This window comes from Mycobacterium barrassiae, assembly GCF_025822765.1.
GTDB lineage: Bacteria > Actinomycetota > Actinomycetes > Mycobacteriales > Mycobacteriaceae > Mycobacterium > Mycobacterium barrassiae.
The window spans coordinates 235,347-259,966 of record NZ_JACKUK010000029.1; the positions used below are offsets into that span (position 1 = coordinate 235,347).

The following is a 24,620-nucleotide window of genomic DNA, read 5'->3' on the forward strand; positions in this document are numbered from 1 at the left end:
CGTGCCGTCCCGCGATCACGGGGACCCGGGCGATGCCCCCTCGGTCCCTCCCCCACTGGCCCCGATAGTCAACGCCACCCGCCCGTCGGCGGCGGAGGAGGCCCGCACGATCGCGCACTCCACCAACACCGGCACCCTCGCCACACTGACTGAGGACGGTGATCCGTGGGCGTCCTACGTGACGTACGGACTGCTCGGCGGCGCACCGGTGTTGTGCGTGTCGAATCTGGCCGAGCACGGCCGCAACCTCGCCCACGATCCGAGGGCCAGCATCGCGATCGTCGCCCCGAGCTCGGAGTCCGATCCGCTGGCCAGTGGTCGCGTGACCCTCGCCGGCGTCGTGGAGGCGCCCGTCGGCGACGAACTGACCGCGGCGCGCGAAGCGCACCTGAGCGCGGTGGCGGCGGCCAAGTACTACATCGACTACAGCGACTTCACCTTGTGGGTGCTGCGGGTCCAGCGGGTGCGCTGGGTCGGCGGCTACGGGCGCATGGAGTCCACCACCGGCGAGGCGTACTCCGCCGCATCGCCTGATCCGGTGGCGCCGCATGCGGCGAGGGCGATCGCCCATCTGAACGCCGACCACGCGGACTCGCTCACCGCGATGGCCACGGTGCTCGGGGGCTACCCCGACACCACAACGGCGACGTGCACCGGCGCCGACCGCTACGGCCTGGATCTGCGGTTGGTGACCGACCGCGGGATCGCCTACACGCGGATCGGTTACGCCGCACCGATCGACGCGATCGACCAATTACGTTCGGCCACGGTCGAGCTGGCGCGTCGGGCGCGGCAGGGCTGAAATACCATCGCGGTATGGCAGATGCGAGCGAACGCCCGGAAACCTGGCAGAAGGCCTTCGAGCTGATCCGTGACCGCGGCTACGAGCATCGCGTCGAACCGTTCAAGCTGGCCAGCGGTCAGCTCAGCCACGACTACATCGACGGCAAGTACGCCATCGACAACGGCGAACGCCTCGCGATCGTCAGCCGCGCGATCGCCGACCTCGCCGCCGCGAAAGGGATCGAGTTCGACGCCGTCGGCGGACTCACCATGGGCGCGGATTCGATCGCCATCGGGGTCGCGATGGTCACCGGGAAGGCCTGGTTCTCCGTGCGCAAGGAACAGAAGCAGCGCGGACGCGAGCAGTGGATCGAGGGCACACGGCTGCAGTCCGGCACCCGGGTGATGCTGGTCGACGACGTGATCAGCACCGGCGGCTCCACCGAGATCGCCTTCGAGCGCGTGGTGGCCGCTGGCGCCGAGGTGGTCGGCGTGATCCCGATGGTCGACCGCGGCGATGCCGCGGCCAAGCGGTTCGCGAAGCGCAATGTGCCGTTCGCCGCGCTGGTCACCTACCGCGATCTCGGTATCGAACCGGTCAAGGACGTCTGACCCGATTTCAGGCGGCGACCACCAGCACCTCGCCTGGCTCCATACCGACGGTGACCGGATCGCCGGGGGCCAATGCTCTGGCCGCCGAACCGGACAGCTGCGCGTTGATCACCGAACCGTCCGGCATGGTGACGTAGACCCGTGAAATCGGGCCGAGGAACGCGATCGAGCTGACCGCGGCCGTCCCGGCCGGATCGGCGGTGACGGTGACGGCCTCGGGGCGCACCATCGCGAGGCCCCGGCCCGACGTGATGGACCCGGGCAGCGTCGGCACCGCACTTCCGAGCAGCTGCGCGCGACCTCCCGAAACCTCTACGGGCACTTTGTTGTTCAGTCCGACGAACTCCGCGACGAACGGGGTTGCCGGGTGGGCGTACAGGTCCGCGGGCGCCGCCAGTTGTTCGAGCCTGCCCTGGTTCATCACACCGACCCGGTCGGCGACCGCCAGCGCCTCCTCCTGATCGTGGGTGACGAACAGTGTGGTGATGCCGACTTCGAGTTGCACACGGCGGATCTCGTCGCGCAGCTGGGCGCGCACCTTGGCGTCCAGCGCCGAGAGCGGCTCGTCCAGCAGCAGCACCCGCGGCTGGATGGCCAATGCACGCGCCAGCGCGACCCGCTGCTGCTGGCCGCCAGAGAGCTCGTTGGCGTACTTGTCCTTGTGCGCCGACAGTCCGACCAGCTCGAGCATCTCGGCGGCGCGAGAAGTTCTCTCGCGCTTGGCTTTACCGCGCATCTTGAGACCGAACGCGACATTGTCGAGCACGGTCAGGTGCGGGAACAGGCTGTAGGCCTGGAACACCATGCCCATATCGCGTTTGTTGGCGGGGACCCGGCTGACGTCACGCCCGCCGACCGCCACGGTGCCCGACGTCGCTTCGTCCAGACCGGCGAGGATGCGCAGCGCGGTGGTCTTCCCGCAACCCGACGGGCCAAGCAGCGCAACGAGTTCGCCCGCGTCGATGTGCAGGGTCAGCCCGTCGAGGGCCTTGACGTCCCCGTACACGCGTGTGAGGTCGGTCAGGTCGACGGATGTGCCTTGGACGGCCGCGTTCATGTGGTCACTCCTTGGATGCGTCTGCGTCCGCGCGTCACGAGCGACAGCACGAGGAGCAGGGCGAAACCGAACAACAACACCGCCAGCGAAGCCGCCACCGATGTGGGGCCGTCCGTCTTGCCGATCGCCACGATCTGCACCTGCAGCGTCTCGTATCCGGACAGTGAGGCGATCGTGTACTCGCCGAGCACCACCGCGATCGAGATGAACGCGGCGGACAGAATCCCCGACCAGATGTTGGGTACGACGATGCGCAGAATCGTCGTGGTCCAGCCGGCGCCCAGTGAGCGCGCCGCTTCGGTGAGGGTCTGCAGGTCGATCGACGACAGCGCCGCATCGAGTGCGCGATAAGCGAAGGGCAGCACCAGCACCACGTAGACGAACGTCAGCGTCAATGCGGACTCGCCGAGGAAGTACGTCACCCAGAGATACACATTGCGCAGGCCGACGACGATGACCAACGCCGGGATCGTCAGGGGCAGCAGACACAAGAACTCCACCGCGCCCTTCGCCCATGGCGCGCGCAGTCGCACCCAGATCATCGTCGGCACCAAGATCACCAGCATCGCGACGACCGTGAACACCGCGAGCAGCAGTGAGATCACGATTGCCTCATAGAGGGCGTCGTCGGTGACCAGGTTGGCCCACGCCTGCCAGGTGCGTCCGCCCGCGATGAGGTCGCGGGTGGAGAAGTCGGCCATCGCGTACAGCGGAAAGAGGAAGAACAACCCGAAGATCACCCAAAGCGCCCCGCGCACCGCACGTTTCATCGCAACCACCTCGCGGTGCGACGAACCAGCAGGTTGTACGCGATCATCACCACCGCGACGATGACGATCATCTCGAGTGCGAGTGCGTACGCGAACCCCGACTGACCGAGGACGACCTCACTGGTCAACGCGGAGCGGATCAGCAGGGGGACGATCGGGCTGCCCTGGCTCACCAACGCTGCGGCCGTCGCATACGCGGCAAATGCATTGGCGAACAACAACAGTGCCGACCCGAGAAATGCGGGTGTCAACAGCGGCACCGCGACCTCGCGGAAGTACTGCCACCGGGACGCGCCCAGGCTGATCGCCGCCTCCCGCCACTGTGCGCGCAGACCTTCCAACGCCGGTACGAACACGATCACCATCAGGGGGATCTGGAAGTACGTGTAGACGACGATCAGTCCGGTCAGGCTGTAGAGCCACCCCGAGCCGGCCAGGTTCCAGCCGAACGCCTGCTGCACCCACACCGTCAGCACGCCGTTGAGGCCGACGGTCGCCAGGAACGCGAATGCCAGTGCCACCCCGCCGAACTGGGCCAGCACGCTGCACAGCGAGATCACCGCCCGACGCACCATCGAGGTCGGTGCGCTGCTCACGATGAGCCAACCCAGGACCGCGCCGAATACCGCGCCGATGACGGCGGTGGTCGCCGAGAGCACAACGCTGGATCCCAGCGCCGACAGCGCGGTATCCGAGAACAGCGCACCGATGCGTTCCATCGAGAACGCACCGTCGACGAAGAACGCGTTGACGATCACCGTCACCGTCGGAATCACCAGAAACACCGTGACGACAGCAAGGAACGGCAGCAGCGGCAGAGCTTCTGTGAGTCGCTTCGGTCGAAGGTTTCCGCCCGGCACGTCAGCCGATCGCTTCGGCCCAGTGTTCCGCGAGGTACGCGGTCGCCTTGTCGGTCTGTTCGGGACTGGGCACCGTGACCGGACCGTCGATGACCGGAATGGCGGACGCGACGGACTCGTCGAGCTTGCCGTCGGCCATCATGTTGTCAGCGCGCACCGGGCGCACACCGCCTGCGGCGTAGAGGTTCTGGCCTTCGTCGCTGAACAGGAACTCCTGCCACAGCCGGGCGGCGGCCGGATGGGGCGCGTCCTTGTTGATCGCCTGGTAGTAGTAACCCGCGACCGCATGGTCCGGCGGAACCAACACCTGCCACGACGGCAGCTTCTTGGTCTCGACGGCATTGAGGTAGTTCCAGTCGATGACCACCGGGGTCTGGCCGGACTCGATGGTCGCCGGGGTCGGGTCGACCGGCAGGAAGTTGCCCGCGTCGTTGAGCTTGCGGAAGAACTCCACCCCCGGCGCGATGTCGTCGGCGGATCCGCCCTGCGACAGCGCGACCATCAACACCCCGGAGAACGCCGCGCCGGCCTGGGTCGGATCGCCGTTGAGCGCAACCTTGCCCTGGTACTCGGGCTTGAGCAGGTCGTTGACCGACGTGACGGGCGGCACCTTGGCGGAGTCGAAGCCGATCGACATGTAGCCGCCGTAGTCGTTGACCCAGGCCCCGTCGGAGTCCTTGTACGCCGCCGGGATGTCGTCCCACACGGCCACCTTGTAGGGCGCGAACATCGCGGTGTTGGCGAGCGCGACCGACTGACCGAGGTCGAAGACGTCGGGCGCGGAGCTGCGGCCGCGCTGCTGGTTCGCCGCGTTGATCTCATCCTGGCTCGCGGCGTCCGGCTGCGCCGAATTCACCTTGATGCCGTACTTGTCCTCGAACGCCTTGATGATTGCGCCGTAGTTGGCCCAATCCGGCGGCAGGGCAATGACATTCAGTTCGCCCTCCTTCTTGGCCGCCTCCTCGAGACCCGCCAGGCCGCCGAAGTCCTCCGCCGACGTCGCCTCACGGGCGTTGACACCGGACTGCGTCTGCTCTTCGGGCTTGTCTTTCTCCGGGGGCGCGCAACCGATGAGGCCGGCGAACAGCAGAATCGATGCGGCCGCGGCCGCCACCAGACGTGAGGACTTCATTGCCGAACCTTCCGATGGGCAATCGACGGCGCAGTGGCGCGATGGTGACTGCTCTGCGTCGCGGCGGGAAACGTTTGCATACGCGGCGCTCGACCCTACCGTGGCCGCGCCGCCGCCGGTGTGTGTTCCCACGACTTTGATCACCGCACATACACGCAGGTAACAGCGCTAACATCGGGAGGTGGCCGAACGCGAAGCCTCGGGGGACTTCGACTACCTGCTCGGCGACCTGGCCGAAGCCCCGGCGCAAACAGCTGAGACAGACGTAGTGGACGACGGTGCGCCGCCGGTACCCGAACCGCCCGACGAGTTGGACGCCACACCGCCTGTCCGTGACGGGGCTTTCGACGCGTTCGACTCGAGCACCTGGTACTTCGAACCCGCCCGGCCGCCGTGGTATCGGCGCAGGCAGGCGCTGATCGCGTGGGTCGCCGCAGGAACCGCCGCGGCGGCGCTGGTGGTCTCGGCGGTTGTGCTGATCGTCCGGGCGCCCGGAAGCGGAGAGGACAACACGACGTCGGTCGACCCGACCGCTCCGACGACTTCGGCGTCCACCGAACCCCCCACCAGTCGCCAGCCGTCGGCGTCACCGTCGTCGGCGCCGCCACCGCCCCCACCACCGCCGGAGGAGTCGGCAGCACCCATCGAGGCGCCCCCGGCGCAGACCGTGCGCCCCCAGCGGCCGCCACGCGCCACCAAAGAACCCGAGATCGGGGTCACGCGAACTCCGGTCACGCGCTCACCCATCAGCGTCGCGCCGCGGGCGCGCTGACATATGCGAGAGGCGGGAGACTTTCGCCTCCCGCCTCATGCTTTCGATGGTCAGCGTCCGTGGCCGCCGTGATGGAACACCAGCGCCGGTACCCCGTATCCGAAGAACGGGTACTGGAGCTGGCCTGCCTGCACGGCGACGTCGCTCGGGGTGGCAGTCACCTGCGCGTTGCCCGGCGATTCGACGAGCGTGGCGCCGCCGGTGTTGACCGTCTGCGGGCCCGTCGGTGCGGCAGCGGCGATCGGGGCGAGCCCGATTGCGCCCGCAGCCGCCGCCAAAGCCACCGTCGCAATGAAACGCTTCTTCATTGCATCCTCCTCATATTTCGAAACTGAACGTTCAGTTTCAGTAAGTGGAACGCACGGGCTCGCCCCTATCAGTCCACGACTGGAGGGTGCGCTGCATCACAACCGGTCTACTCGGGCACGGCGAAGCCGCGCATCGCCCCGTCGACCAGGGCGTCGGCGGAGGCGTCGTCGAGCGGAGCGTGGCCAAGCAGCAGGCGGTAGAGCATCGGGCCGATCAGCTGGTCGAGCGCGGCGTCCGCGTCGAGGTCGGGCCGCAGTTCGCCGCGCGCCACCCCGCGTGCCCACACCGTCTTCATCAGCTTTCGACGCGGTTCCGCCAGACGCTCGTACAGCTCTGCCTTCAGCTGCTGATCACTCTGCGCCTCCCCGACCAGCTGTGCGAAGACTCGGCCGCTGGCGCCGGTGTAGAAGTGCGCGACACCGCGGATCACCCGGCGGAAGTCCTCGGCCGTGGAACCGGTATCGGGGTCGGGCGACTCGGCCATCATCTCGGTGAGGAACGCTTCGATGGCCACCGCGTACTTGTTGGGCCACCACTTGTAGATCGTCGCCTTGCTGGCACCGCTGCGGCTGGCGATCTGCTCGGTCGTCATCGCGCGCAGGCCCACCTCCTGCAACAGTTCCGAGGTGGCGCGCAGCACCGCGACACGCGATTGCTCGCTGCGCGGGCGCCCGGGGCTGCGCGGCTGCGCGCCCTGGGCGGTGCTCGGGCTCACGCCTATCACTATCGACCACCCGCGGGCCCCCGCACGCTCGAACGTGCTTTCTCAGCGCATGTCCACGGGTGTCAGGCAGCGTTCTCGTCCGCGCTCCGCAGTGCGTCGAGGCGTCGGATTAGTCTCGGATCCATGGCCGACTCCGACGCTGAGGCCGCGTTCGCGCAATCGCCCATCGCGATGCTCGCCACGGTCGGGCCCGATGGTGCACCGCACGTCGTGCCGGTTGTGTTCGCGGTGAACACCTCCCGCGAACAGCCCGTCATATACACCGCTGTCGACGCCAAACGTAAGACCACCCAGCGCCTGCAACGGCTGGCCAACATCGAGGCCAACCCACGAGTGAGCATGCTCGTCGACCACTACGACGAGGACTGGACGCAGCTCTGGTGGGTGCGCGCCGACGGCCTGGCGGAGATTCACTACAGCGGCGACGAGATGGCCGCCGGCTACGCCCTCCTGCGCCGCAAATACGTTCAGTACCAACGAATTGCGCTCGACGGGCCGGTAGTGACGGTCACGGTGAGCCGGTGGGCGTCCTGGCAGGCGTGACGTCGGCCGCCTAGCCGTTCATGGCCCTTCACGCGAGTAGATCTGGCCGCAGATCCCGCGGATTGTGCGAATCCCTTGTGCTCGGTGTCGGTTCGGAGAATTGTGGATCAACAGATCCGATGGGAAGCACAGTCGCTTCCCGGGAGAGGGAACCGTCATGGCTGACAAGACGACAACTTCCCAGGCCGGAGCCGCCCCCACCGCGGACAGTCCGGCCGCCATCCGCAATGTGGTGCTGGTGGGCCCATCGGGTGGCGGCAAAACCACACTCGTCGAGGCGCTGCTCGTCGCCGCCGGAGTGCTCAACAGACCGGGATCGGTCGTCGACGGGACCACCGTCTGCGACTGCGATGAGGCGGAGATCGCGCAACAGCGCTCGGTCGGCCTCGCGCTCGCGTCGCTGGAACACGACGAGGTCAAGGTCAACCTGATCGATACGCCCGGCTATGCCGACTTCGTCGGCGAACTGCGGGCAGGGCTGCGCGCCGCCGACTGCGCACTGTTCGTCGTCGCGGCCAACGAGGAGGTCGACGAGCCGACCAAATCGCTGTGGCTGGAGTGCAGCCAGGTCGGCATGCCACGCGCGGTGCTCATCACCAAGCTCGACCACGCCCGAGCGAACTACGAAAACGCGTTGGCCGCGGCCCAGCAGGCGTTCGGCGACAAGGTGCTGCCGCTGTACCTGCCCGCCGACTCACCGTGCACCGGGCTCATCGGGCTCCTCTCGCAGACCCACTACGAGTACGCCAACGGCAAGCGCACCGGATCCCATGATCCCGACGCGTCCTACGCCGATGCGATCGAGGAGATGCGGGGCAGCCTGATCGAGGGAATCATCGAGGAGTCCGAGGACGAGACGCTGATGGAGCGGTATCTCGGGGGTGAGGAGATCGACCAGTCGGTGCTGATCGATGACCTCGAGAAGGCCGTCGCACGCGGGTCGTTCTTCCCGGTGATCCCCGTGTGCAGCACGACGGGAGTCGGCACCCTCGAGCTGCTGGAGATCATCACCAGTGGCTTCCCGTCCCCACCCGAGCACCAACTCCCCGAGGTGTTCACCCAGCAGGGCAAGTCCCGCGAAAGCCTGCCGTGTGATCCGTCCGGACCGCTGCTCGCCGAAGTCGTCAAGACCACGTCGGACCCGTACGTCGGCCGGGTCAGCCTGGTGCGGGTGTTCTCCGGAACCATCACCCCCGACGCGACGGTCCATGTGTCCGGCCACTTCTCGTCGTTCTTCGGCACCAACGGCGGCGACAGCGCGGCGCACGCCGATCATGACGAGGACGAGCGCATCGGCACCCTGTCCTTTCCGCTCGGCAAGCAACAGCGGCCGGCCCCCTCGGTGGTGGCGGGTGACATCTGCGCCATCGGCCGGCTGTCCCGCGCAGAGACCGGTGACACCCTGTCCAGCAAGGCCGACCCGCTGGTGCTGAAGCCGTGGACGATGCCCGAACCGCTGTTGCCGATGGCGGTGCAGCCGCACGCCAAGACCGACGAGGACAAGCTCGCGGTCGGCCTGCAGCGACTCGCCGCGGAGGATCCGACGCTGCGCATCGAGCAGAATCCCGAGACGCATCAGATCGTGCTGTGGACGATGGGCGAGGCGCACGCCGGGGTGGTGCTCGATGGGCTGTCGCGGCGCTACGGCGTTTCCGTTGACGCCGTCGAACTGCGGGTGCCGCTGCGAGAGACGTTCGGCGGCAAGGCCAAAGGCCACGGCCGGCACGTCAAGCAGTCGGGTGGACACGGCCAGTTCGCGGTGTGCGACATCGAGGTCGAACCGTTGCCGGAAGGCAGCGGATTCGAGTTCGTCGACAAGGTCGTCGGCGGCGCGGTCCCACGCAACTTCATCCCCAGCGTCGAGAAGGGCGTCCGCGCGCAGATGGAGAAGGGGGTCGCCGCGGGTTATCCGGTGGTCGACATCCGGGTGACGCTGTTCGACGGCAAGGCGCACAGCGTCGACTCGTCCGACTTCGCCTTCCAGATGGCTGGTGGATTGGCGCTGCGCGAGGCGGCAGCGGCGACCAAGATCACGCTGCTGGAGCCCGTCGACGACGTCTCGGTCGTCGTGCCCGACGATTTCGTCGGCGCGGTGATGAGCGACCTGGCGGGCAGGCGTGGCCGGGTACTCGGCACCGACAAGGTCGGCGAGGACCGCACGGTCGTGCACGCCGAGATTCCCGAGGTGGAGTTGACCCGTTACGCGATCGACCTGCGCTCGCTGGCCCACGGCGCCGGCTCCTTCACCCGGTCCTTCGCCCGCTATGAGCCGATGCCCGAGCAGGCCGCGGCGAAGGTGCGCGCCCCCGCGTAGTGCACTACTGACGCGTCAGGTGGTACTGCAGGCTGAAGTACACCTCGCGCAGGAGCATCGGCACCTGCGTGGCCAGGGTTTCGAAACGGCTGGTTCGCGTCGGAGACGGATGCGCGTCCAGCCCGAGATCCCCGGCCATCCGCATGGCGCGGCGCATATGCAGCGGATCGCTGACGATGAGCACTCGGCGCAGGGCGTGTTCGGCAAGCACCGGATCGGTGAACAGCAGGTTCTGTCTGGTGGTGCGCGACCGTTTCTCGACGAGGATCCGGTCCGCCGGGATGCCTGCTCTGATCAGCCAGTCGCGACCGGCGTCGGCTTCGGCGACCGAATCGCCGTGTCCGACACCGCCCGTCACGACGACCCAATCGACTTGTCCGGCTTCGAACAACCCGGCGGCGTGCCGCAAACGCTCCGCGAACACTGGCGTCGGCGCACCGTCGTGTACAGCCGCGCCGAGGACGACGGCCGCGTCGGCGGGCGCGGTGTCGGACTGCCGACTGAACGCGACGATATCCACGGCCATGCCGATGACAACCGCCAGCAACAGCGCCAGGACGATCGCGATGCCTCGGGCCAGGCGACCCAACGGATGGCGCGCAGCCACGCCCCCATGATGCCAGCGCTGAGGTGGGTCTATGGGGGCTAGCCGGTAGTCGAGACTTCCGTTTCCGGTACCTGCGATGGATGCCAGCGGTGCAGACATCGCACCGCCGGCACGGAAAAGTCCCCTACGTGCCTGAAAACGATGCGTTGCTCACCGCCCGCTTCGAGCGGGACGCGATTCCACTGATTCACGAGTTCTACCGCCACGCGCTGAAGCTGACCCACGATCACGCCGACGCCGAAGACCTGTTGCAGGAGACCGCGGCGAAGGCGTTCGCCGGTTTCCACGGGTTCCGCGACGGCACCAATCTGGCCGGCTGGCTGTACCGCATACTGCTGAACAGCCACATCAGCTCGTACCGCAAACAACAACGGCGCCCAGCCCAGTGGTTGACCGACGAGTTCACCGACGGACAGCTGGTGGCCGAGGCGGCGCACACCTCACACGGGTTGCGCTCGGCCGAGGACGAGGTCCTTGACCTGATCGGCGACGACAACATCCAGGAGGCGATGCGCCAGCTGCCCGAAAAGCTGCGTACCGCACCGTATTACGCCGATGTCGAGGGGCTGCGCATCAACGAGATCGCCGAGATCACCGGCGCCCCGCCCGGCACCGTGATGACACGCGTGCACCGCGCCCGGATTCGACTGCGCGGCCTGCTCGCCGACGTCGCACGGGCAAGGGGCTACACGCTGGACGACGCTGCCTAGGTCTGCTGCCTAGATCTGCCGCCTAAGACCTGCCAGGAGGAGGGGCCTGATGATGACCACACGTTTCGACCGCCGGGTAGCCCGCCGCGCCGTGCACCCTCGTCCGGTCCTCAACGCCACCACCGCACGATCGCTGATCACGCATCTGGCGACGACGCTGGTGCTCGGAGTCGTTGCGCTGGTGGCCGTTTGGCAGTTCATGTTCGACGGCGTCACACCCCACCACGCGAAGGCGTCTTCGCACAATTCCTCGGTTTCGCACCACTAGCGCGGCGGATCACCCGCCCAGCTGAAGCTGTTGACGTATTTGCCCATGTCCAAAGCGATTTGGGTGTTCGCGCCGGACGGCTTACCGAATCCGAAATCGGGTCCGAACTCGTGGTACGGTCCCACCGCCGATGCGACGAGCGCGACGTCGTTCTTGATCGCCACCATGATCAGTACCCGCATCCTCTGGTAGTTGCTGTTGGCGCCCTGGGGCCACCAGTCGACGATCTCGCCGTACCCAGGCTGGTAGCCGACCATCGCGTTGGGAATCTCGTAGGCGGTGCGGGTATCTGGAAACCTGTTCTTCACCAGTTCTTTGGCGATCTGCTCTGCTGAGCGGTTGCCGGCGGGCACGCTGAAGAACTGCATGCTGCCACCATCACCGCCGAGGAACTCGGCAATCACTTTGTTCGACTCGGTGGTGATGCGATAGGCCGAACTCGGCGCTGGATGCGACACCGAGAACGAACCGTCCGCTGCGGTGAAACGCGGATTGATCGCGACCGGAGTCCCCGTGGGGGGCCTGCCGCACTCCGGCGGACACACGTAGCGCACGGGCGGCTTGTGGATGATCGCCGACAACCCGACCAGCGCCCCCGCCACGACGGCGATGACGGCGAACCAGGTGAGCACCAATCGGGTCCGCGACGTGCGACGAGGCGGGACGGCCTGGTAGGTCGCGGCCGGAACCGCATACCCCGGAAAGAATGTCAGCGGCGCAGTCATGCTTCGTCGGGCCCGGCCCCGCCCCGCACCGGCCGGGCGTCGCGCCGCGATCGGCGTGACGAGCGCGACGACGCCCTGGTCGCCACCCCGCATGCGGGGCAGAAAGCCATGTCGGGAACCACGTGCCCACAGTGCGTGCACAGCAGCGGCTCGTCGGACTGGATTTTGTCGTGTGCCTCGTGCAGCAGCGCCAGGTGCAGACCGACCCGGAGCACCAGCAGCGCAACCAATGCCAGCGCCAGGTAGATGACGAGCATCAACAACTGCGGGACACGAGCGACGTCGATCAGACCAAGGCCCAGGTAGACGGCGAGTATCGCTGCCGCAAGCGCGACGAGGACCAGCCGCACCATGCCGGGATGCTGGTTCTTCTTGCTCTCCGGGCGCGTGAACCACAGTGCCGCACCGATCAATCCGCCCGCCGCGGCCGTGATCAACGGTATTGCGATTCCCCTGATACCCGCCTCGACGATGAGGCTTTCCATCGGACGTTTACTGATCACACCGGTGCCGAACAGCGGAGCGGACCGCGTCATCGCCGCCGCAGCCATGAAGGTGAGTGCGCCCAACATGCCGATCCTGAAGCCGTCCAATGCTTCTCGTGAGGATGGCCGCAAGATCCTGACGACAACCGCCGGCATCTGCATCAGGATCACCCCACCGAGCGGGATGCCGATCCCCACGCGCAACATCGGCATGCCCACAATGGCGGCGCCCAGACCAACCTCATAGGACCGGACGACCATGGCGCCCGTCAGCAGCACCCATCCCACCCCGAGTGCAATACCCAATACCGCAGTGAGCACCAAAGTGCCAATGGGAAAGTCGCGGAAGCCATCTGACTCACGGAGATAGATGAAGAACAGCACCGGTAGGCCCAGCGTGCCGGTGGTGATCAGCGCGGCAGGCAGGCGCAGAAGGGTGAATGCGATCAGGCACACCAGTAACACGACCAGACCGAGCCGGAACGCGGTCCGGGACCGCTGGGCCAGATGCGGAAACAGCGAGCTGGCCAACGACACCTGTAGCAGGTGTTCGTTCGGTGCCGCTCCGTAGTTCCGCATACGCAACCAGTCTGGGCCTTCTCCCCGCCGCGCTTCCAGATGGCATCCGCACAGTCCGCAGTACTCTCCGGCAGGAACATCGGTCTTGCAAATGCGGCACTCCGTGGTCGGCACGGAGTCGTCGGGCGTCGTCATTGGGATGTCTCTTGCAGGATCAACAGATTGCGTACGAGATTGTCGACATCGGGAGTGCCGAGCCCCGTGACGAGGTCATAGCCCGGCCCGGCGTTGGCAACGACGTTGCCACCGAGCGTGACGTCGCGAAAAGCCGGTAGCGGCGCGCCCGCCGCGATCCGGTAGAGCTGTGGGTTGAGAGCGCCGATCAACCGCCCGCCGTTTTCGAGCAGGTACTGGTTCATCACCGCGGCCAGACCCGCCCAGATCGGCGCCGACTGCGACGTCCCGCCGCCCACCAGGTCGGTCCCCTTGAACACTATGCGCACGCCGGTGAACGGGTCGGCGACGGCTGCCACGTCGGGGGTGAGCCTGCGCTCGGGATCGGTGTCGGGCAGCACCCCCCGCTGCCATTCCGGGCGCTCGAAGATGTTCGAGACTCCGCCGCCGGTGCCCACCGACAACGGAACGTCGAACCAGGCCTGCTCGGCGAGCCAGCTGCCGTCCCTCGTCGTGGAGAGTGTGGTCCCGCCGACGTCGGTCATTTCCGGAAGCGACGCCAGCGAATCCAACCCGATGTCGGCTTCGCCCGGCGGAGACGACCAGTCGTCGCCTCCCTTGCACTCCAGCCCGGCGAGGTCACCGCTGGCGTTGAACGCCGTCGTACCGTGCTCCTGCGCCGCCGCCAGCGCGGACCGCGCAGGCGCGAGATCGGCCGCGGTGATGAGCTTGTCGCAACCCCAGCCGATCGAGAAGCTCCATACCGCACCGGGATACCGCCGGTCGGCCTCGGCGAACATCTCGCCGATCTTCTCGAACGCCCCGTCGCCGACGATCGTCGACTGGGCACTGAAGACGACCTTGCGCGCATCCGGTGCGACCGCGTGGGCCACCTCGAGATCCATCGTCGTCTCACCGCGCGGTTCGTCCAGCGCACCACCGACCACTTCCGGGGTGAACTGCGGCAGACCGTATTTCGCCGAGAAGTCGTCGAGATCGGATTGGTCGAAGCCGTCGAACGCGAAGAACACGATCGTGCTGCCCTTGCCTGTGTAGCCTTCAGCGGCCAGGTCCGACGCGTTGTACGTCTTCATCAACGCGCTGGGCATCAGGCCCTTGTCCGGCACATCCAGTGGCAGCATCGGCGTCCGCGACTCGTGGTGCGGCATGTACCCCAGGATGCGGCCCACCTCGGCGACTTCGGGAGTCAGCGGTTCGGGAATCGTGGGCTGTTGGGGCGACGCGTAGAACAGCTGTCCGCGCCTTCCGCGGTAATCGTGCACCTCGACGTCGAACGCGTCGGCCACCTGCTGTGCGGCGCCCTCCAGCACGGCCCACGGCTGACCCGGTTTCCACCGCACCGACAAGCCGTTGCTGTGCGCCCAGTCGAAGACGCCCGCCGGGCGTGACGCCTCATGCAGGGCAACGGTCAGTTGAGCGTTGTCGTTGTGCGACGGTCCCAGATCAGTCGAGCTGGCAAGCAGATACGAATACGGACCGGCGATCACGTCGCCGGCGTTGGCGCGGGTGGGCAGCGAGGACGCGCGTAGGTCCGACACGAGCACCATGACGCTCGCGGCGACCAGCGCCAGCACGCCGAATAGCCGCGCACCCACGCCAGCCAGCGTACGTGCGGGCGGGCCCGGGTGCGTTAGTTGTCGCCCGGGACCGCGGTCGGCGCGGGTGGCGCGAAGACCGTCGGCGAGAACGGGTTGGGGCCCGTGGGATCGATGCGCGGCGCCTTCTCCGTCGGTTCAACCGGCGGCGCTTCCGACGTCGTGGTGGTCGTTGTCGTGGTCGTCGTGGTCTCGGGCGCCTTCTCCTCTTCCTTGGCGCACGACGCGGTGAGTACGACCATCGCGGTGATTGCGGTGCCGCCGGCGATAGCCGCCACGCGACGACCCAAAACTGACCTCATGTTCCAGTCCTAACTGTCCCGACCGATGCCAGCTGCGACCAAGATCAGTCTGGCCCTCGCACTGTATCTGAACGGGGAAAATACCGCCGCCCGAATTCAGTTCTGCGGTCCCGACCCCGTCACGGCGGCCTTGGCGTCATCGACGGACGCATGCAGCGACAGGATCTGGTCCAGCCCGGTCAACTCGATCGGTCGGCTGGTCGCCGGTCCGTCCGCGACGACCGCGAAGCCCGCCTCCCCTCTGACGCTCTCGTGGGTGGCCACCAACGCCTGCAGGCCCGCCGAGGCGAGGAAGTCCACCGCCGAGACATCGACGATCAACGCCGTGGGCCGCTGCTTCAACGCGTCGGCGATGGCCGCCTCGAAGGCCGGAATCGTTGCCAGATCTATTTCGCCGCTGACGGCCAGCACAGCCACGCCGTCGGCATGACTGACCGAGGTGGTGATCGGATCCTTCGGGGGCACAACCGTCCTTCACTCAGCGCCGCGACAGGAAACGGCGGTGCGCCGAGCTTAACCCGTTGGCGCCGAACGGTAGATCCTCGCTTCGATACCGCCCCCTGTAGATGCAGGCTAGGGTCGAAAGGAAAGTTTGATCCGGGAGGTGCCGTGTCCGAACCGACAGACTTGGCCAGCGCCAGCGCAATCGCGCCGACTGCGGCCATCTCTTCCGAGGGACTGTTACCGCAACTGGTCGAGCATCTGCGGCAGAACCGCACCGCACTGCGTGAGGAATGGGCCCGCCGCATCACCGAGGCGGAACTCCTGACCGCGATGTCGCCGGAGGAGATCTTCTCCGAGGCCACCACCGTGTACGACAGCTATGTCGAGGTGCTCGAGACGGGCAGCGTGGAGGCCCTGCAGGATTACGCGCGCGATCTGTCCGAGCGCATCATCCCGCGCGGTGTCGAGACCAACGAGGTGGTCGGCATCGTGCTGCTGCTGCGCGACGTGCTCGCCCGCTCGCTGTTCGAGAAGTACCAGACCGACTTCGAACTGCTGAACAGGGTGCTCGACGCCTATGAACCGGCGGCCAACCGGATCGCCAACACCGTGGCCGTAGGCTTCGTGCAGGAACGCGAACGCATCATCCGCCAGCAGCAGGAGGCCATCCGCGAGCTGTCGACGCCCGTGCTCCAGGTGCGTGAGCAGCTGCTCATTCTTCCGATCATCGGCATTCTCGACAGTCAACGGGCGCGCCAGGTCACCGAACAGCTGCTGCGGGCCATCCGGGCCAACCGCGCGAAGGTCGTCGTCATCGACATCACCGGTGTGCCCACCATCGATTCCACCGTGGCCAACCACCTGGTGCAGACCGTCGATGCCTCAGGGCTGATGGGCGCGAGCGTCATCATCACCGGGCTGTCCTCCGAGATCGCCCTGACACTGGTGACCATCGGGCTCGACCTGTCGAAGATGAACGCCGTCGGCGACCTCCAGGGCGGCATCGAGGAGGCCGAACGACTGCTCGGCTATGAGGTCACCCGCACCGGCGACCAACCCGGATAACGCGCTCAGGGACTCATGGCAGTACCAATACTCAAGCAGGGCACGATCCTCATCGCCTCGGTGCAGGCCGCGCTGTCCGATTCCGATACCGAACAGCTCCGTCACGACCTGATGGAACGCGTGAGTCGCTACCGCGCGCACGGCATCATCGTCGACGTCACCGCGATCGACGTGATGGATTCCTTTGCGGCGCGGTCGCTTCGCACCATCGCGCACATGACGAGGCTGCGCGGCGCTGACACGGTGATCGTGGGTCTGCAGCCCGAAGTCGCCTTCGCGATGGTCCAGCTGGGTCTGGCCTTCGACGACATGCACACCGCGCTGGACCTGGAAGAGGGTCTCGCGCTGCTGAATCGGAAGCTTCAGGACAGGAAGCCGGCGATCGGACGCGACGGTGTCGAATGACTTCGTGGTCGACATCAGCAATCCCGACGACATCGTCACCGCCCGCCAAGCCGGGCACGAGCTGGCCCGGCAGCTCGGCTTCTCCCTGACCGATGTCACGATGATCGCCACGGCGATCTCTGAAATCGCCCGCAACATAACCAGTTACGCCGGCCGGGGCGAGGTTCGTGTCGGAGTGCAGCTTCGTGACGGCCGCAGGGCACTGGTGGTGCGAGCCGAAGACGATGGCCCCGGCATCGCCGACGTGGAACGCGCGCTCGACGACGGCTACTCGACCGGACGCGGGCTGGGGCTCGGCCTGCCCGGTGCGCGCAGGCTGATGGACCGCCTGCACGTGGATTCGGAGTTGGGCAGCGGCACCGTCGTCGAGATGTGGAAATGGATCCCCGACAATGTTTAGGCACGGCAGGTTCGGACCCATCGAGTGGGCCGCGGTGCGCCGCCCCCACCCCGGCGAAGACGTCTGCGGCGACCATCCGATCGCGCTCGAGGTGGGCGATGGCGCCGCACTGTTCGGCGTGATCGACGGCCTCGGCCATGGCGAGGGGGCGGCCGCGGCCGCGCAGCGGGCAGCAGAGGTCATCGGCGAGCATCGATCTGAGCCACTGGACGTGGCGATGAAGCGCTGCCACCTTGCGCTGACCGAAACCCGCGGGGTGGCAATGACGTTGGCCCGAGTGGACTTCGACACCGGCACCATCAGCTGGATCGGCATCGGCAATGTAGCGGCCGATCTCGTCGCCAAGCATCCGACCGGCGTCGAGGTGCGCTCCTCGGCGCTGCTGGCGGGCGGCATCATCGGCTACCGGATGCCGCAGACCCTGTCCGCCCATCACGTGCCGATCACCCCGGGTGACCTGCTGGTCATCTCGAGCGACGGTATCGCCCAAAGTCACCTCGACAGCATCGATTTCGCGGCGAACGCGACAACCATCGCCGAACAGCTCGTGGATCGATACGGTCGAGAGACTGACGACGCACTGGTACTCGCGGCACGTCATCGAGGCGCATTGTGATCGACGACGATTTCTACGCCCGATACGCCGAAGCGCTGACCACGTATCTGGAATCCAAAGACGAGGCCAGCCTTGCGGTCGGTCACGAACTGGGCCGCCGCGCGCTGAGCCAGCGGATGAGTGTGCTCGACATCATCGAGAATCACTCCCGGCTTGTCGAGGAGATCGAGAAGCGGGGCACGCCCCATGATCCGGCCGCCCCGTTGCAGTTCCTGCTGCAAGTGCTGGCGGCACTCGATGTGGCTACCCGTGGATTCCTCGACGGCACAATGCGTTACGAACAGCAGCGGGCGCGTGCCGAAGATCTCGCCGACCGTGACGTGTTTCGCGATGCCCTGGTGAACTCGCTGCAGGAGGGTTTCTTCGTCGCCGATCACACCGGCGCGATCGTCGAGATCAACGACGCTTTCGTCGACATCACGGGTTACGGAGCCGATGGGTTACCGTACCGGCCGCCGTATCCGTGGGTGACCGAGGAGACCGAGTCCGCCGAGCGGCTTGCCACACTCAGGGAGGTCGGCAAGATCACCACCGAAACAGCGATCCGGCGTCGCGACGGCGCCGTTCGATGGGTGGCGATCAGCATCAACGCGGTCACGGCGCAGGGCGTCGACCGCAACGTGTACGTGGGCACCATCCGCGATGTGACGGCCTCCCGCGCGGTGGTGGAGCGCGAACGCACGGTGGCCCGGCTGGCCACCGCTGTCAGCGCCGCGCGCAGCGTCGATGAGGTGTTGTCCACCGCGCTGGCGCAGTCGCGCCAGCGGCTCGACACCCAGCGGATGATGGCGGTTGTTTGGCCACCGGGTGAGGGCGACCCCGCGGTCCACACTGCCGGCGATCCAACGGTGTCGAATTGGCATGACCTCGACGAGGATTGGCGGCGCACATTCGAGGATGCCCGCACGTGGTTACCGCTGACCGTCACTCCGGTCGGCGCGGTGCCGAGTGAGGGTACGACGCGCGGATTCGTGGCCGTGCTGTCCGGCGCGCGCGATGTCGTCGTATGTCTCGAGCACCGCGTTCCCCGTGCGGTCAGCACAGAGGACCGGCAACTGGTCATGGCGCTGTTCGGGCATATGAGTCTGGCGATGCAGCATGTCCGTCAACTCGAGGTCGCACGCGAGACATCGCTGACGTTGCAGCGTTCACTGCTGCCCGCGAGCACATTGCCGGCCGGTTGCGCGGTGCGGTACGAGCCCGCCGTAGCTCCGCTGGAGATCGGCGGCGACTTCTACGATGTCCTGCCCGTCGGCGAGAACCGCGTCGGCATCATCGTCGGCGACTGTGTGGGCCGCGGTCTGTCCGCCGCTGCCGTGATGGGCCAGTTGCGCGCGTCGACGCGTGCCCTGCTGCTCACCGGTGCCGAGCCTGCCCGCTTGCTGGAGCACCTCGACTCGGTGGCGGAGTACATCCCGGATGCGTTCTGCGCCACGGTGTTTGTCGCGATCGCCGACCTGGACGCCCATACCTTGAGCTACAGCAACGCCGGGCATGTGCCGCCGGTGTTGGCCACCGACTCGGCGCCTCCTGAGCTACTGACCGCCGGCCACTCGGTGCCGTTGGCGGTGCATCGCGACGAGCCGCGGCCGCAGGCAGTGCGCCAGTTGCCTGCAGGCGCCACGCTGCTGATGTACACCGACGGCCTGATCGAACGGCGCGACCACTCCCTCGACGAGCAGATCGCCCGGGTCGCCGAGGTCGTCGCCAACACCGTCGAGCTGCCCGTCGAGTCCGTGGCCGACGAGATCCTGAGCAGGCTTGCCCCCGCGGGGGGCTACGACGACGATGTCGCGATCGTGGTGTATCGATGCCCGCCGGCCGCGTTACTCATCGACGATGACGCGTCGCCGCGACAGTTGAGCGACGTGCGACATCGGTTGGCCGACTGGTTACACGCCAACGGTGTCGACGAGCCGCTCGCGGACGACATCATCCTCGTCGTCAACGAGGCGTGCTCGAACTGCGTCGAACACGCCTACCGGGGACGCGAGCCGGGGCGCATGCGGGTCGAGGCCGAGGTGCGCGCCGGCCATGTGCAGATCTGCGTCGTCGATTCCGGCTCGTGGAAGACGCCGCCGGTCGACCCCGGGACCAGGGGCCGCGGCCTGATGCTGATGCGCAAGGTCACCGATCAGGTCGACGTCAGGGGCAGCGAGGACGGCACGACCGTCGAGATGAAGTTCCGGCTGCCTTAACGGTCAGGTCCTAGGTTTGGCGGTCCCTGGCTTCCTCGTCTGCAGCCTGCCGTTCCCGCCTCGCCACGGCCGCCTCCAGCTCGGCTTCCAGCGCGCCCTCCTCGCGTCCGAGCGCGACCGTCGCGGCCGCCATCGCGACCAGCGCGACGGTGATCGCCACGGCTTTGACCCCGTTGACCGTCATGTGCTCCCCGAGCACGACCGCGCCGAGCACGACGGCGATCAACGGTTCGAGGACCAGCATCGTCGGCACCGACGTCTGCAGTGAACCGGCGTGGAACGCCGACTGCTGCAGCAACACCGCCACCACTCCGATCACGACGAGCAGGTACGGCGCGGGCGTGGCGACGACGGCACGCACGCCGTCATGGGTCAGCAGATGCATCACGAGTTTGGTCAGCATCGCGACGACGCCGAACAACACACCGACGGCCACCGCGAGCAGCACCGCCCGCCGCCAGCCGGGATTGCGGATCGCGACGATGACGCACACCGACACCGCAACGAAGCACACCAGGGCGACGACGGCCGTCAACGGCACCGACGCCTCGTAGTCGCCGGCGCTGGCCTTGGCCAACAGCACGAACACCGCCAGCGAGGCGGTCAGCACGATGGCCCACATCCATTCGCCGCGAGTCACCCGGCGATGGGCCAGCCGGGCACTCATCGGCAACGCGAAAAGCAGAGCCGACACCAGGATGGGTTGGACGAGCAGCAACGAACCGTAGGCAAGCGCGAGGGCCTGGAATGCGAACCCGGCGACCGCGGCAGCGGTTCCGGCCCACCACAGGGGTCGGCGTAGCAGCGTGAGCACCATCACGGCGCTCACGCCTTTTTCCTCGGGGACATCCATGGTCGCGCGTTGTCGGACCACGATGCCGATGGCGAGGAAGAGTGCGGCCAGGAGGGCGAACAGCACCGTCAGACCATGGCCTACCAAAGGGGATCAACTCCTCTCAGACCACAGCCGGCCCGCCCGACTACACCAACATATGGTGCGCCCCACTGCTTTGCCGAATCGAGGTTTGGTCCGTGGCTGAGTGGGCATTAAACCGGACATGAATTTGCGATGGTTGGTTTTGGCGGCGGGGGCGATCGTGTTGGTTGTCGGCGTCATCGGTCTGCTCATGCCCGTGTCGGTGGCCGGCCCAGAGGGCCAGAACATCGGTTGTGGAAACGCGATCGCCGCCGATGATTCCGCAGCCCGCGCGGCGGACAACAACAACCCGGTCAACCTGCCGATCCTCAACGAGGTGATCCCCCACACGGATTACGTCGCCCAGTGCGATTCGGCGGTGTCGGAGCGGCGCACGTGGTCCATCCCGGTGGCGATCGTGGGGCTCCTGGTGGTCGGCGGCGCGTTCCTGATCGGCGGGCGGACTGCGTCCAGGACGGTCTAGCCGGCTTCGCGACCGGACACCAGGTGCAGGCGCGGCTGATCGGGCGCCTGCGGTCCCGTCGGTGCGATCCTGTCGTTGACTCCTGCCACCACTGAGTCGACCCGGAGCACCGCCCGGTCGCACAGCCCACGGACCTTGTCGCTGGCCGTGTCGACGTCATCGGCCGCGCTCATCAGATAAGCCCGCAGATTGGTGCGCAACCGCTCCCCCTTGGCCCGCAGCCGACGTCGCAGCCGGTCGTCGACCTCGACGGTGACGTAGGGCAACACCCGAAGCTTCATGTCTTCACAGTAACCGGGGCAGGGGGCGCAGTCCGTATCTCTTTGTCTCGACCAATGTACTGGACTAGATAGTCTCATTTAGACAGCCTATATAGCCGCTGACCTGCGATCAGTTGTTGACTGTGTGTTGTTTTGGACGATATAGTTCAGTTTCCACACAGATAGGACTTCACATGAGCTCAGTTCTGGGTCGGCGTCTCGCGGCCGTGGCCGGTGGCGCCGCCATCACGGCGATGGTTGTGCTCACGGCGTCGTGCGCCAAGGAAGAGGAAAAGGCGCCCGAGACCACCACGACCACCACGACCACCACGACGACGTCTGAAGCACCGCCGGTCGAACCGACGGACAAGGCGCCGCGCATCGATCCCACCGGGCCTAACCCGTTCTCTCCGACGGTGCGAGCGCCAGGTGCCCCCACCGCCATCCCCGGCAACCGCGAGAACACCGGCTAGTAGTCGCGCTTGCTTCGCGACGTTCGTCGGCCGCCGTCAGTGCACTGTTTCGGCGGCGGCGGCGAACGACGCCACATGGCCGATCGCCATGTCCAGCGCGGCCTGCATGAGCCGCGGGTCGCGTCCAGTCTGCGACAGTAGGTAGCCGCCCTCCACGGCGGCGAGCAATCCCGTTGCGAGAGCGCGGGTATCGGCATCCGCGCGCAGTGCGCCGCTGTCGCGCATCCGGTTCAGTGCCGCCTCGAGCAACGTCCGCCACTCGGTGAAGTGCTCTGACAGCGAGGCCCTGGCCTTGTCATCGGAATCCGACAATTCCGCAGCGAGAGAACCGAGTTCGCAGCCCCACAGCCCGCGCCGCAGCGCGCACCGCTGGACGATGGCGTCTCTCCACTGGTGCAGCCCGCGGAATGAATCCACCTTTTCCAGACGCAGTCGCTGCCATGACAACACCTCGTCGGCCCGCTGCGTGATGACCTCGTAGACCAGCTCGGCCTTGTCCTCAAAGTGTTGGTAGAACTGGGATTTACTGGTCGAACTCGCCGCGAGCACGTCGTCGATGGTCGTCGCCGCAACACCTTGCACGTGCATCAGTTCGGCTGCCGCCAGGACAATCCGGTTGCGTGTCGCGGCGCCTCGCGAAGTCAGTCGAGGCCGCGATTCCCCCTTGGATTGTGGCGGCACATACTCACTGTATCGCTGTCGCCTGGTGCCGGTCGCTGGTCTGGGGAAGCGGCATGGCCGCCGTCTCGCGCAGCGTCAAAACCGCGGCCAGCGAGATGGCCGCGGCCACGATCAGATAGATCGCGGGCGCCGTGTTATTGCCGGTCTGCGCGGTGAGCCAGGTGACGACGTACGGCGTTGTGCCGCCGAACCCCGCGACGCAGACGTTGTACCCGATGGAGAACCCGCTGTAGCGCACGTTCGTGGCGAACAGCTCGACACCCGCCGACACCGCACTCGAGATGTAGATCGACTCGATGGCCGCCAGCACGCAGTGCGCGGTGATCGCCGCGGCGAGCGACCCGGAGTCCAGCAGCAGGAACAGCGGATAGGCAAGTACCGCGAAGGCCACCGAGCCGGCGATCAACATCGGCTTGCGCCCGATGCGGTCCGACAGCGCAGCCAACGGCAGGATCAACACCAGCGCCACGAACGTCGCCAGCGTCATGGACGTGAACGCCTCGGTCTTGGAGAACTTCAACGTCACGATGAGGTACGTCTGCAGGAACGTGAACACCACGTAGTAGCCGACGTTGAACACGATGAACAGGCCGATCACCTGCAGGATGGGCCGCCACGAGGTGGTCAGCGCCTCGCGCAGCGGCGACTTCGCCACCTGTTCGGTCTTGCTCAGTTCGGCGAACTGCGGGGTGTCGTCCAGCCGCAGCCGGATGTAGAGGCCGATCAGGCCGAGCGGGCCGGCGATCAGGAACGGGATCCGCCAGCCGTAACTGTTCATCGCCTCGGTGGGCAACAGCGCCTGGAGCAGCGTCACGGTCACGGAGCCGAGCAGGAACCCGACGACGCCCGACCACGCCATGAATGTGACGGTCAGACCGCGGCGCTGGTCGGACGCGAACTCCGCGAGGTAGACGGCACCGCCGCCGTACTCGCCGCCCGCCGAGAAGCCCTGCAGGCAGCGCAGGAAGAACAGCAACAGCGGCGCCGCGACGCCGATGGCGGCATACGTCGGAAGCAGACCGATGCACACCGTCGCGCCGGACATCAGCAGGATCACCACCGCGAGGACGCGCTGCCGTCCGATGCGGTCGCCAAGCGGTCCGAACACAAATCCCCCGAGCGGACGCATGAAGAACGCGGCGGCGAAGATCGCGAACGTCTTCAGCAGGGCCGCGGTCTGGTCGCCCGCGGGGAAGAAGTTCGCGGCGATGAAGGTCGCGAGAAATCCGTAGATGGCGAAGTCGAACCATTCGACGGCGTTACCGATCGAGGCACCGGTGACGGCCTTGCGCACGTCTTGTTTCCCGGCATTGTTCCCGTCGCTGCGCTCGCCCTGGTCTGACGACATGACTCTCCCGAATCTAAGCGTCCCGCTTACCATTTCGCTCACCGCGCT

General features: G+C 66.9%; 30 protein-coding genes. 14 read left to right on the forward strand and 16 right to left on the reverse strand.

Going from position 1 to position 24,620, the window contains the following annotated elements:
• Nucleotide 1: 1 nt before the first annotated feature.
• Together H7J93_RS20790 and pyrE are read left to right on the forward strand one after the other, a co-directional pair.
• Nucleotides 2-802, forward strand: a complete 801-nt coding sequence (locus H7J93_RS20790) for a HugZ family pyridoxamine 5'-phosphate oxidase (protein ID WP_267308195.1) — start codon at nucleotides 2-4, stop codon at nucleotides 800-802.
• A 14-nt stretch (nucleotides 803-816) separates the two neighbouring features.
• Complete coding sequence (gene pyrE, locus H7J93_RS20795) at nucleotides 817-1,395, forward strand: orotate phosphoribosyltransferase (RefSeq protein WP_267308196.1); 579 nt, start codon at nucleotides 817-819, stop codon at nucleotides 1,393-1,395.
• A gap of 7 nt (nucleotides 1,396-1,402) precedes the next feature.
• Here pyrE and H7J93_RS20800 read toward each other — a convergent pair whose 3' ends face one another.
• Genes H7J93_RS20800 through H7J93_RS20815 form a run of 4 tightly spaced genes read right to left on the reverse strand, consistent with a single transcriptional unit; the run spans nucleotide 1,403 to nucleotide 5,214 of the window.
• A complete protein-coding gene (locus tag H7J93_RS20800) occupies nucleotides 1,403-2,452 on the reverse strand; it encodes an ABC transporter ATP-binding protein (RefSeq protein ID WP_267308197.1) in 1,050 nt (349 codons plus the stop codon).
• A complete protein-coding gene (locus tag H7J93_RS20805) occupies nucleotides 2,449-3,222 on the reverse strand; it encodes an ABC transporter permease (RefSeq protein ID WP_267308198.1) in 774 nt (257 codons plus the stop codon). The genes H7J93_RS20800 and H7J93_RS20805 overlap by 4 nt, the downstream gene beginning before the upstream one ends.
• Nucleotides 3,219-4,082, reverse strand: coding sequence for an ABC transporter permease (locus H7J93_RS20810; RefSeq protein ID WP_267308199.1), 864 nt, complete (start codon nucleotides 4,080-4,082; stop codon nucleotides 3,219-3,221). The genes H7J93_RS20805 and H7J93_RS20810 overlap by 4 nt, the downstream gene beginning before the upstream one ends.
• A 1-nt stretch (nucleotide 4,083) precedes the next feature.
• Entirely contained in the window at nucleotides 4,084-5,214 is a 1,131-nt protein-coding gene (locus H7J93_RS20815) for an ABC transporter substrate-binding protein (protein ID WP_267308200.1), read from the reverse strand.
• Nucleotides 5,215-5,395: 181 nt separating this feature from the next.
• Here H7J93_RS20815 and H7J93_RS20820 point away from each other — a divergent pair, with 181 nt between their 5' ends.
• A complete protein-coding gene (locus H7J93_RS20820) occupies nucleotides 5,396-5,986 on the forward strand; it encodes a hypothetical protein (protein WP_267308201.1) in 591 nt (196 codons plus the stop codon).
• 50 nt (nucleotides 5,987-6,036) lie between these two features.
• On the opposite strand, the gene H7J93_RS20825 is transcribed toward H7J93_RS20820, so the two are convergent.
• A complete protein-coding gene (locus H7J93_RS20825; RefSeq protein WP_267308202.1) occupies nucleotides 6,037-6,294 on the reverse strand; it encodes a hypothetical protein in 258 nt (85 codons plus the stop codon).
• 107 nt (nucleotides 6,295-6,401) lie between these two features.
• Complete coding sequence (locus tag H7J93_RS20830) at nucleotides 6,402-7,010, reverse strand: TetR/AcrR family transcriptional regulator (RefSeq protein WP_267308203.1); 609 nt, start codon at nucleotides 7,008-7,010, stop codon at nucleotides 6,402-6,404.
• 132 nt (nucleotides 7,011-7,142) lie between these two features.
• On the opposite strand from H7J93_RS20830, the gene H7J93_RS20835 reads away from it, so the two are divergent.
• Both H7J93_RS20835 and H7J93_RS20840 read left to right on the forward strand, forming a co-directional pair.
• Nucleotides 7,143-7,562 carry a TIGR03668 family PPOX class F420-dependent oxidoreductase gene (locus H7J93_RS20835; protein ID WP_267308204.1) on the forward strand — a complete coding sequence of 140 codons (420 nt, stop codon included), beginning with the start codon at nucleotides 7,143-7,145 and terminating at the stop codon, nucleotides 7,560-7,562.
• A 157-nt stretch (nucleotides 7,563-7,719) separates the two neighbouring features.
• Nucleotides 7,720-9,876, forward strand: a complete 2,157-nt coding sequence (locus H7J93_RS20840; protein WP_267308205.1) for an elongation factor G-like protein EF-G2 — start codon at nucleotides 7,720-7,722, stop codon at nucleotides 9,874-9,876.
• Between the two features lie 4 nt (nucleotides 9,877-9,880).
• On the opposite strand, the gene H7J93_RS20845 is transcribed toward H7J93_RS20840, so the two are convergent.
• Nucleotides 9,881-10,483, reverse strand: a complete 603-nt coding sequence (locus H7J93_RS20845; RefSeq protein ID WP_267308206.1) for a YdcF family protein — start codon at nucleotides 10,481-10,483, stop codon at nucleotides 9,881-9,883.
• 80 nt (nucleotides 10,484-10,563) lie between these two features.
• On the opposite strand from H7J93_RS20845, the gene H7J93_RS20850 reads away from it, so the two are divergent.
• Both H7J93_RS20850 and H7J93_RS20855 read left to right on the forward strand, forming a co-directional pair.
• On the forward strand, nucleotides 10,564-11,193 hold the full coding sequence (locus tag H7J93_RS20850; protein ID WP_267308207.1) for a sigma-70 family RNA polymerase sigma factor: 630 nt from the start codon (nucleotides 10,564-10,566) through the stop codon (nucleotides 11,191-11,193).
• A 49-nt stretch (nucleotides 11,194-11,242) separates the two neighbouring features.
• Nucleotides 11,243-11,461, forward strand: coding sequence for a hypothetical protein (locus tag H7J93_RS20855; protein ID WP_267308208.1), 219 nt, complete (start codon nucleotides 11,243-11,245; stop codon nucleotides 11,459-11,461).
• Here H7J93_RS20855 and H7J93_RS20860 read toward each other — a convergent pair.
• The 5 genes from H7J93_RS20860 to H7J93_RS20880 all read right to left on the reverse strand — a co-directional run bounded on the left by H7J93_RS20860 (nucleotide 11,458) and on the right by H7J93_RS20880 (nucleotide 15,747).
• Nucleotides 11,458-12,186, reverse strand: coding sequence for a hypothetical protein (locus H7J93_RS20860; RefSeq protein ID WP_267308209.1), 729 nt, complete (start codon nucleotides 12,184-12,186; stop codon nucleotides 11,458-11,460). The genes H7J93_RS20855 and H7J93_RS20860 overlap by 4 nt on opposite strands.
• The gene (locus tag H7J93_RS20865; RefSeq protein ID WP_267308210.1) at nucleotides 12,183-13,385 is read right to left on the reverse strand and encodes a zinc ribbon domain-containing protein; all 1,203 of its coding nucleotides are present in this window, start codon (nucleotides 13,383-13,385) and stop codon (nucleotides 12,183-12,185) included. The genes H7J93_RS20860 and H7J93_RS20865 overlap by 4 nt, the downstream gene beginning before the upstream one ends.
• Nucleotides 13,382-14,980 (reverse strand): S53 family peptidase, encoded by a 1,599-nt coding sequence (locus tag H7J93_RS20870; protein ID WP_372507976.1) that lies wholly within the window; start codon nucleotides 14,978-14,980, stop codon nucleotides 13,382-13,384. The genes H7J93_RS20865 and H7J93_RS20870 overlap by 4 nt, the downstream gene beginning before the upstream one ends.
• A 35-nt stretch (nucleotides 14,981-15,015) precedes the next feature.
• On the reverse strand, nucleotides 15,016-15,282 hold the full coding sequence (locus H7J93_RS20875) for a hypothetical protein (RefSeq protein WP_267308211.1): 267 nt from the start codon (nucleotides 15,280-15,282) through the stop codon (nucleotides 15,016-15,018).
• A 96-nt stretch (nucleotides 15,283-15,378) separates the two neighbouring features.
• Nucleotides 15,379-15,747 (reverse strand): STAS domain-containing protein, encoded by a 369-nt coding sequence (locus H7J93_RS20880; protein WP_267308212.1) that lies wholly within the window; start codon nucleotides 15,745-15,747, stop codon nucleotides 15,379-15,381.
• Nucleotides 15,748-15,891: 144 nt separating this feature from the next.
• On the opposite strand from H7J93_RS20880, the gene H7J93_RS20885 reads away from it, so the two are divergent.
• Genes H7J93_RS20885 through H7J93_RS20905 form a run of 5 tightly spaced genes read left to right on the forward strand, consistent with a single transcriptional unit; the run spans nucleotide 15,892 to nucleotide 20,410 of the window.
• The gene (locus tag H7J93_RS20885) at nucleotides 15,892-16,791 is read left to right on the forward strand and encodes an STAS domain-containing protein (RefSeq protein WP_267308213.1); all 900 of its coding nucleotides are present in this window, start codon (nucleotides 15,892-15,894) and stop codon (nucleotides 16,789-16,791) included.
• A 15-nt stretch (nucleotides 16,792-16,806) separates the two neighbouring features.
• The gene (locus H7J93_RS20890; RefSeq protein WP_267308214.1) at nucleotides 16,807-17,196 is read left to right on the forward strand and encodes an STAS domain-containing protein; all 390 of its coding nucleotides are present in this window, start codon (nucleotides 16,807-16,809) and stop codon (nucleotides 17,194-17,196) included.
• Nucleotides 17,186-17,596, forward strand: a complete 411-nt coding sequence (locus tag H7J93_RS20895; RefSeq protein WP_267308215.1) for an anti-sigma regulatory factor — start codon at nucleotides 17,186-17,188, stop codon at nucleotides 17,594-17,596. The genes H7J93_RS20890 and H7J93_RS20895 overlap by 11 nt, the downstream gene beginning before the upstream one ends.
• Nucleotides 17,589-18,212, forward strand: coding sequence for a SpoIIE family protein phosphatase (locus H7J93_RS20900; RefSeq protein WP_267308216.1), 624 nt, complete (start codon nucleotides 17,589-17,591; stop codon nucleotides 18,210-18,212). The genes H7J93_RS20895 and H7J93_RS20900 overlap by 8 nt, the downstream gene beginning before the upstream one ends.
• On the forward strand, nucleotides 18,209-20,410 hold the full coding sequence (locus tag H7J93_RS20905; RefSeq protein WP_372507977.1) for a SpoIIE family protein phosphatase: 2,202 nt from the start codon (nucleotides 18,209-18,211) through the stop codon (nucleotides 20,408-20,410). The genes H7J93_RS20900 and H7J93_RS20905 overlap by 4 nt, the downstream gene beginning before the upstream one ends.
• 10 nt (nucleotides 20,411-20,420) lie before the next feature.
• On the opposite strand, the gene H7J93_RS20910 is transcribed toward H7J93_RS20905, so the two are convergent.
• Complete coding sequence (locus H7J93_RS20910) at nucleotides 20,421-21,350, reverse strand: DMT family transporter (protein ID WP_267308217.1); 930 nt, start codon at nucleotides 21,348-21,350, stop codon at nucleotides 20,421-20,423.
• A 118-nt stretch (nucleotides 21,351-21,468) separates the two neighbouring features.
• Between H7J93_RS20910 and H7J93_RS20915 the strand changes: the two genes are divergently transcribed.
• Nucleotides 21,469-21,810, forward strand: a complete 342-nt coding sequence (locus H7J93_RS20915) for an aminopeptidase (RefSeq protein ID WP_267308218.1) — start codon at nucleotides 21,469-21,471, stop codon at nucleotides 21,808-21,810.
• Here the strand turns inward: H7J93_RS20915 and H7J93_RS20920 are convergent.
• Entirely contained in the window at nucleotides 21,807-22,091 is a 285-nt protein-coding gene (locus H7J93_RS20920) for a hypothetical protein (protein ID WP_267308219.1), read from the reverse strand. The two genes, H7J93_RS20915 and H7J93_RS20920, sit on opposite strands and share 4 nt — an antisense overlap.
• A gap of 173 nt (nucleotides 22,092-22,264) precedes the next feature.
• On the opposite strand from H7J93_RS20920, the gene H7J93_RS20925 reads away from it, so the two are divergent.
• Nucleotides 22,265-22,543 (forward strand): hypothetical protein, encoded by a 279-nt coding sequence (locus H7J93_RS20925; RefSeq protein ID WP_267308220.1) that lies wholly within the window; start codon nucleotides 22,265-22,267, stop codon nucleotides 22,541-22,543.
• Between the two features lie 36 nt (nucleotides 22,544-22,579).
• Here H7J93_RS20925 and H7J93_RS20930 read toward each other — a convergent pair whose 3' ends face one another.
• Nucleotides 22,580-23,224, reverse strand: coding sequence for a TetR/AcrR family transcriptional regulator (locus tag H7J93_RS20930; RefSeq protein WP_267308221.1), 645 nt, complete (start codon nucleotides 23,222-23,224; stop codon nucleotides 22,580-22,582).
• Nucleotides 23,225-23,228: 4 nt separating this feature from the next.
• Nucleotides 23,229-24,572: an MFS transporter gene (locus tag H7J93_RS20935; protein WP_267308222.1), complete on the reverse strand. Its 1,344-nt coding sequence runs from the start codon at nucleotides 24,570-24,572 to the stop codon at nucleotides 23,229-23,231.
• Between the last annotated feature and the right edge of the window lie 48 nt (nucleotides 24,573-24,620).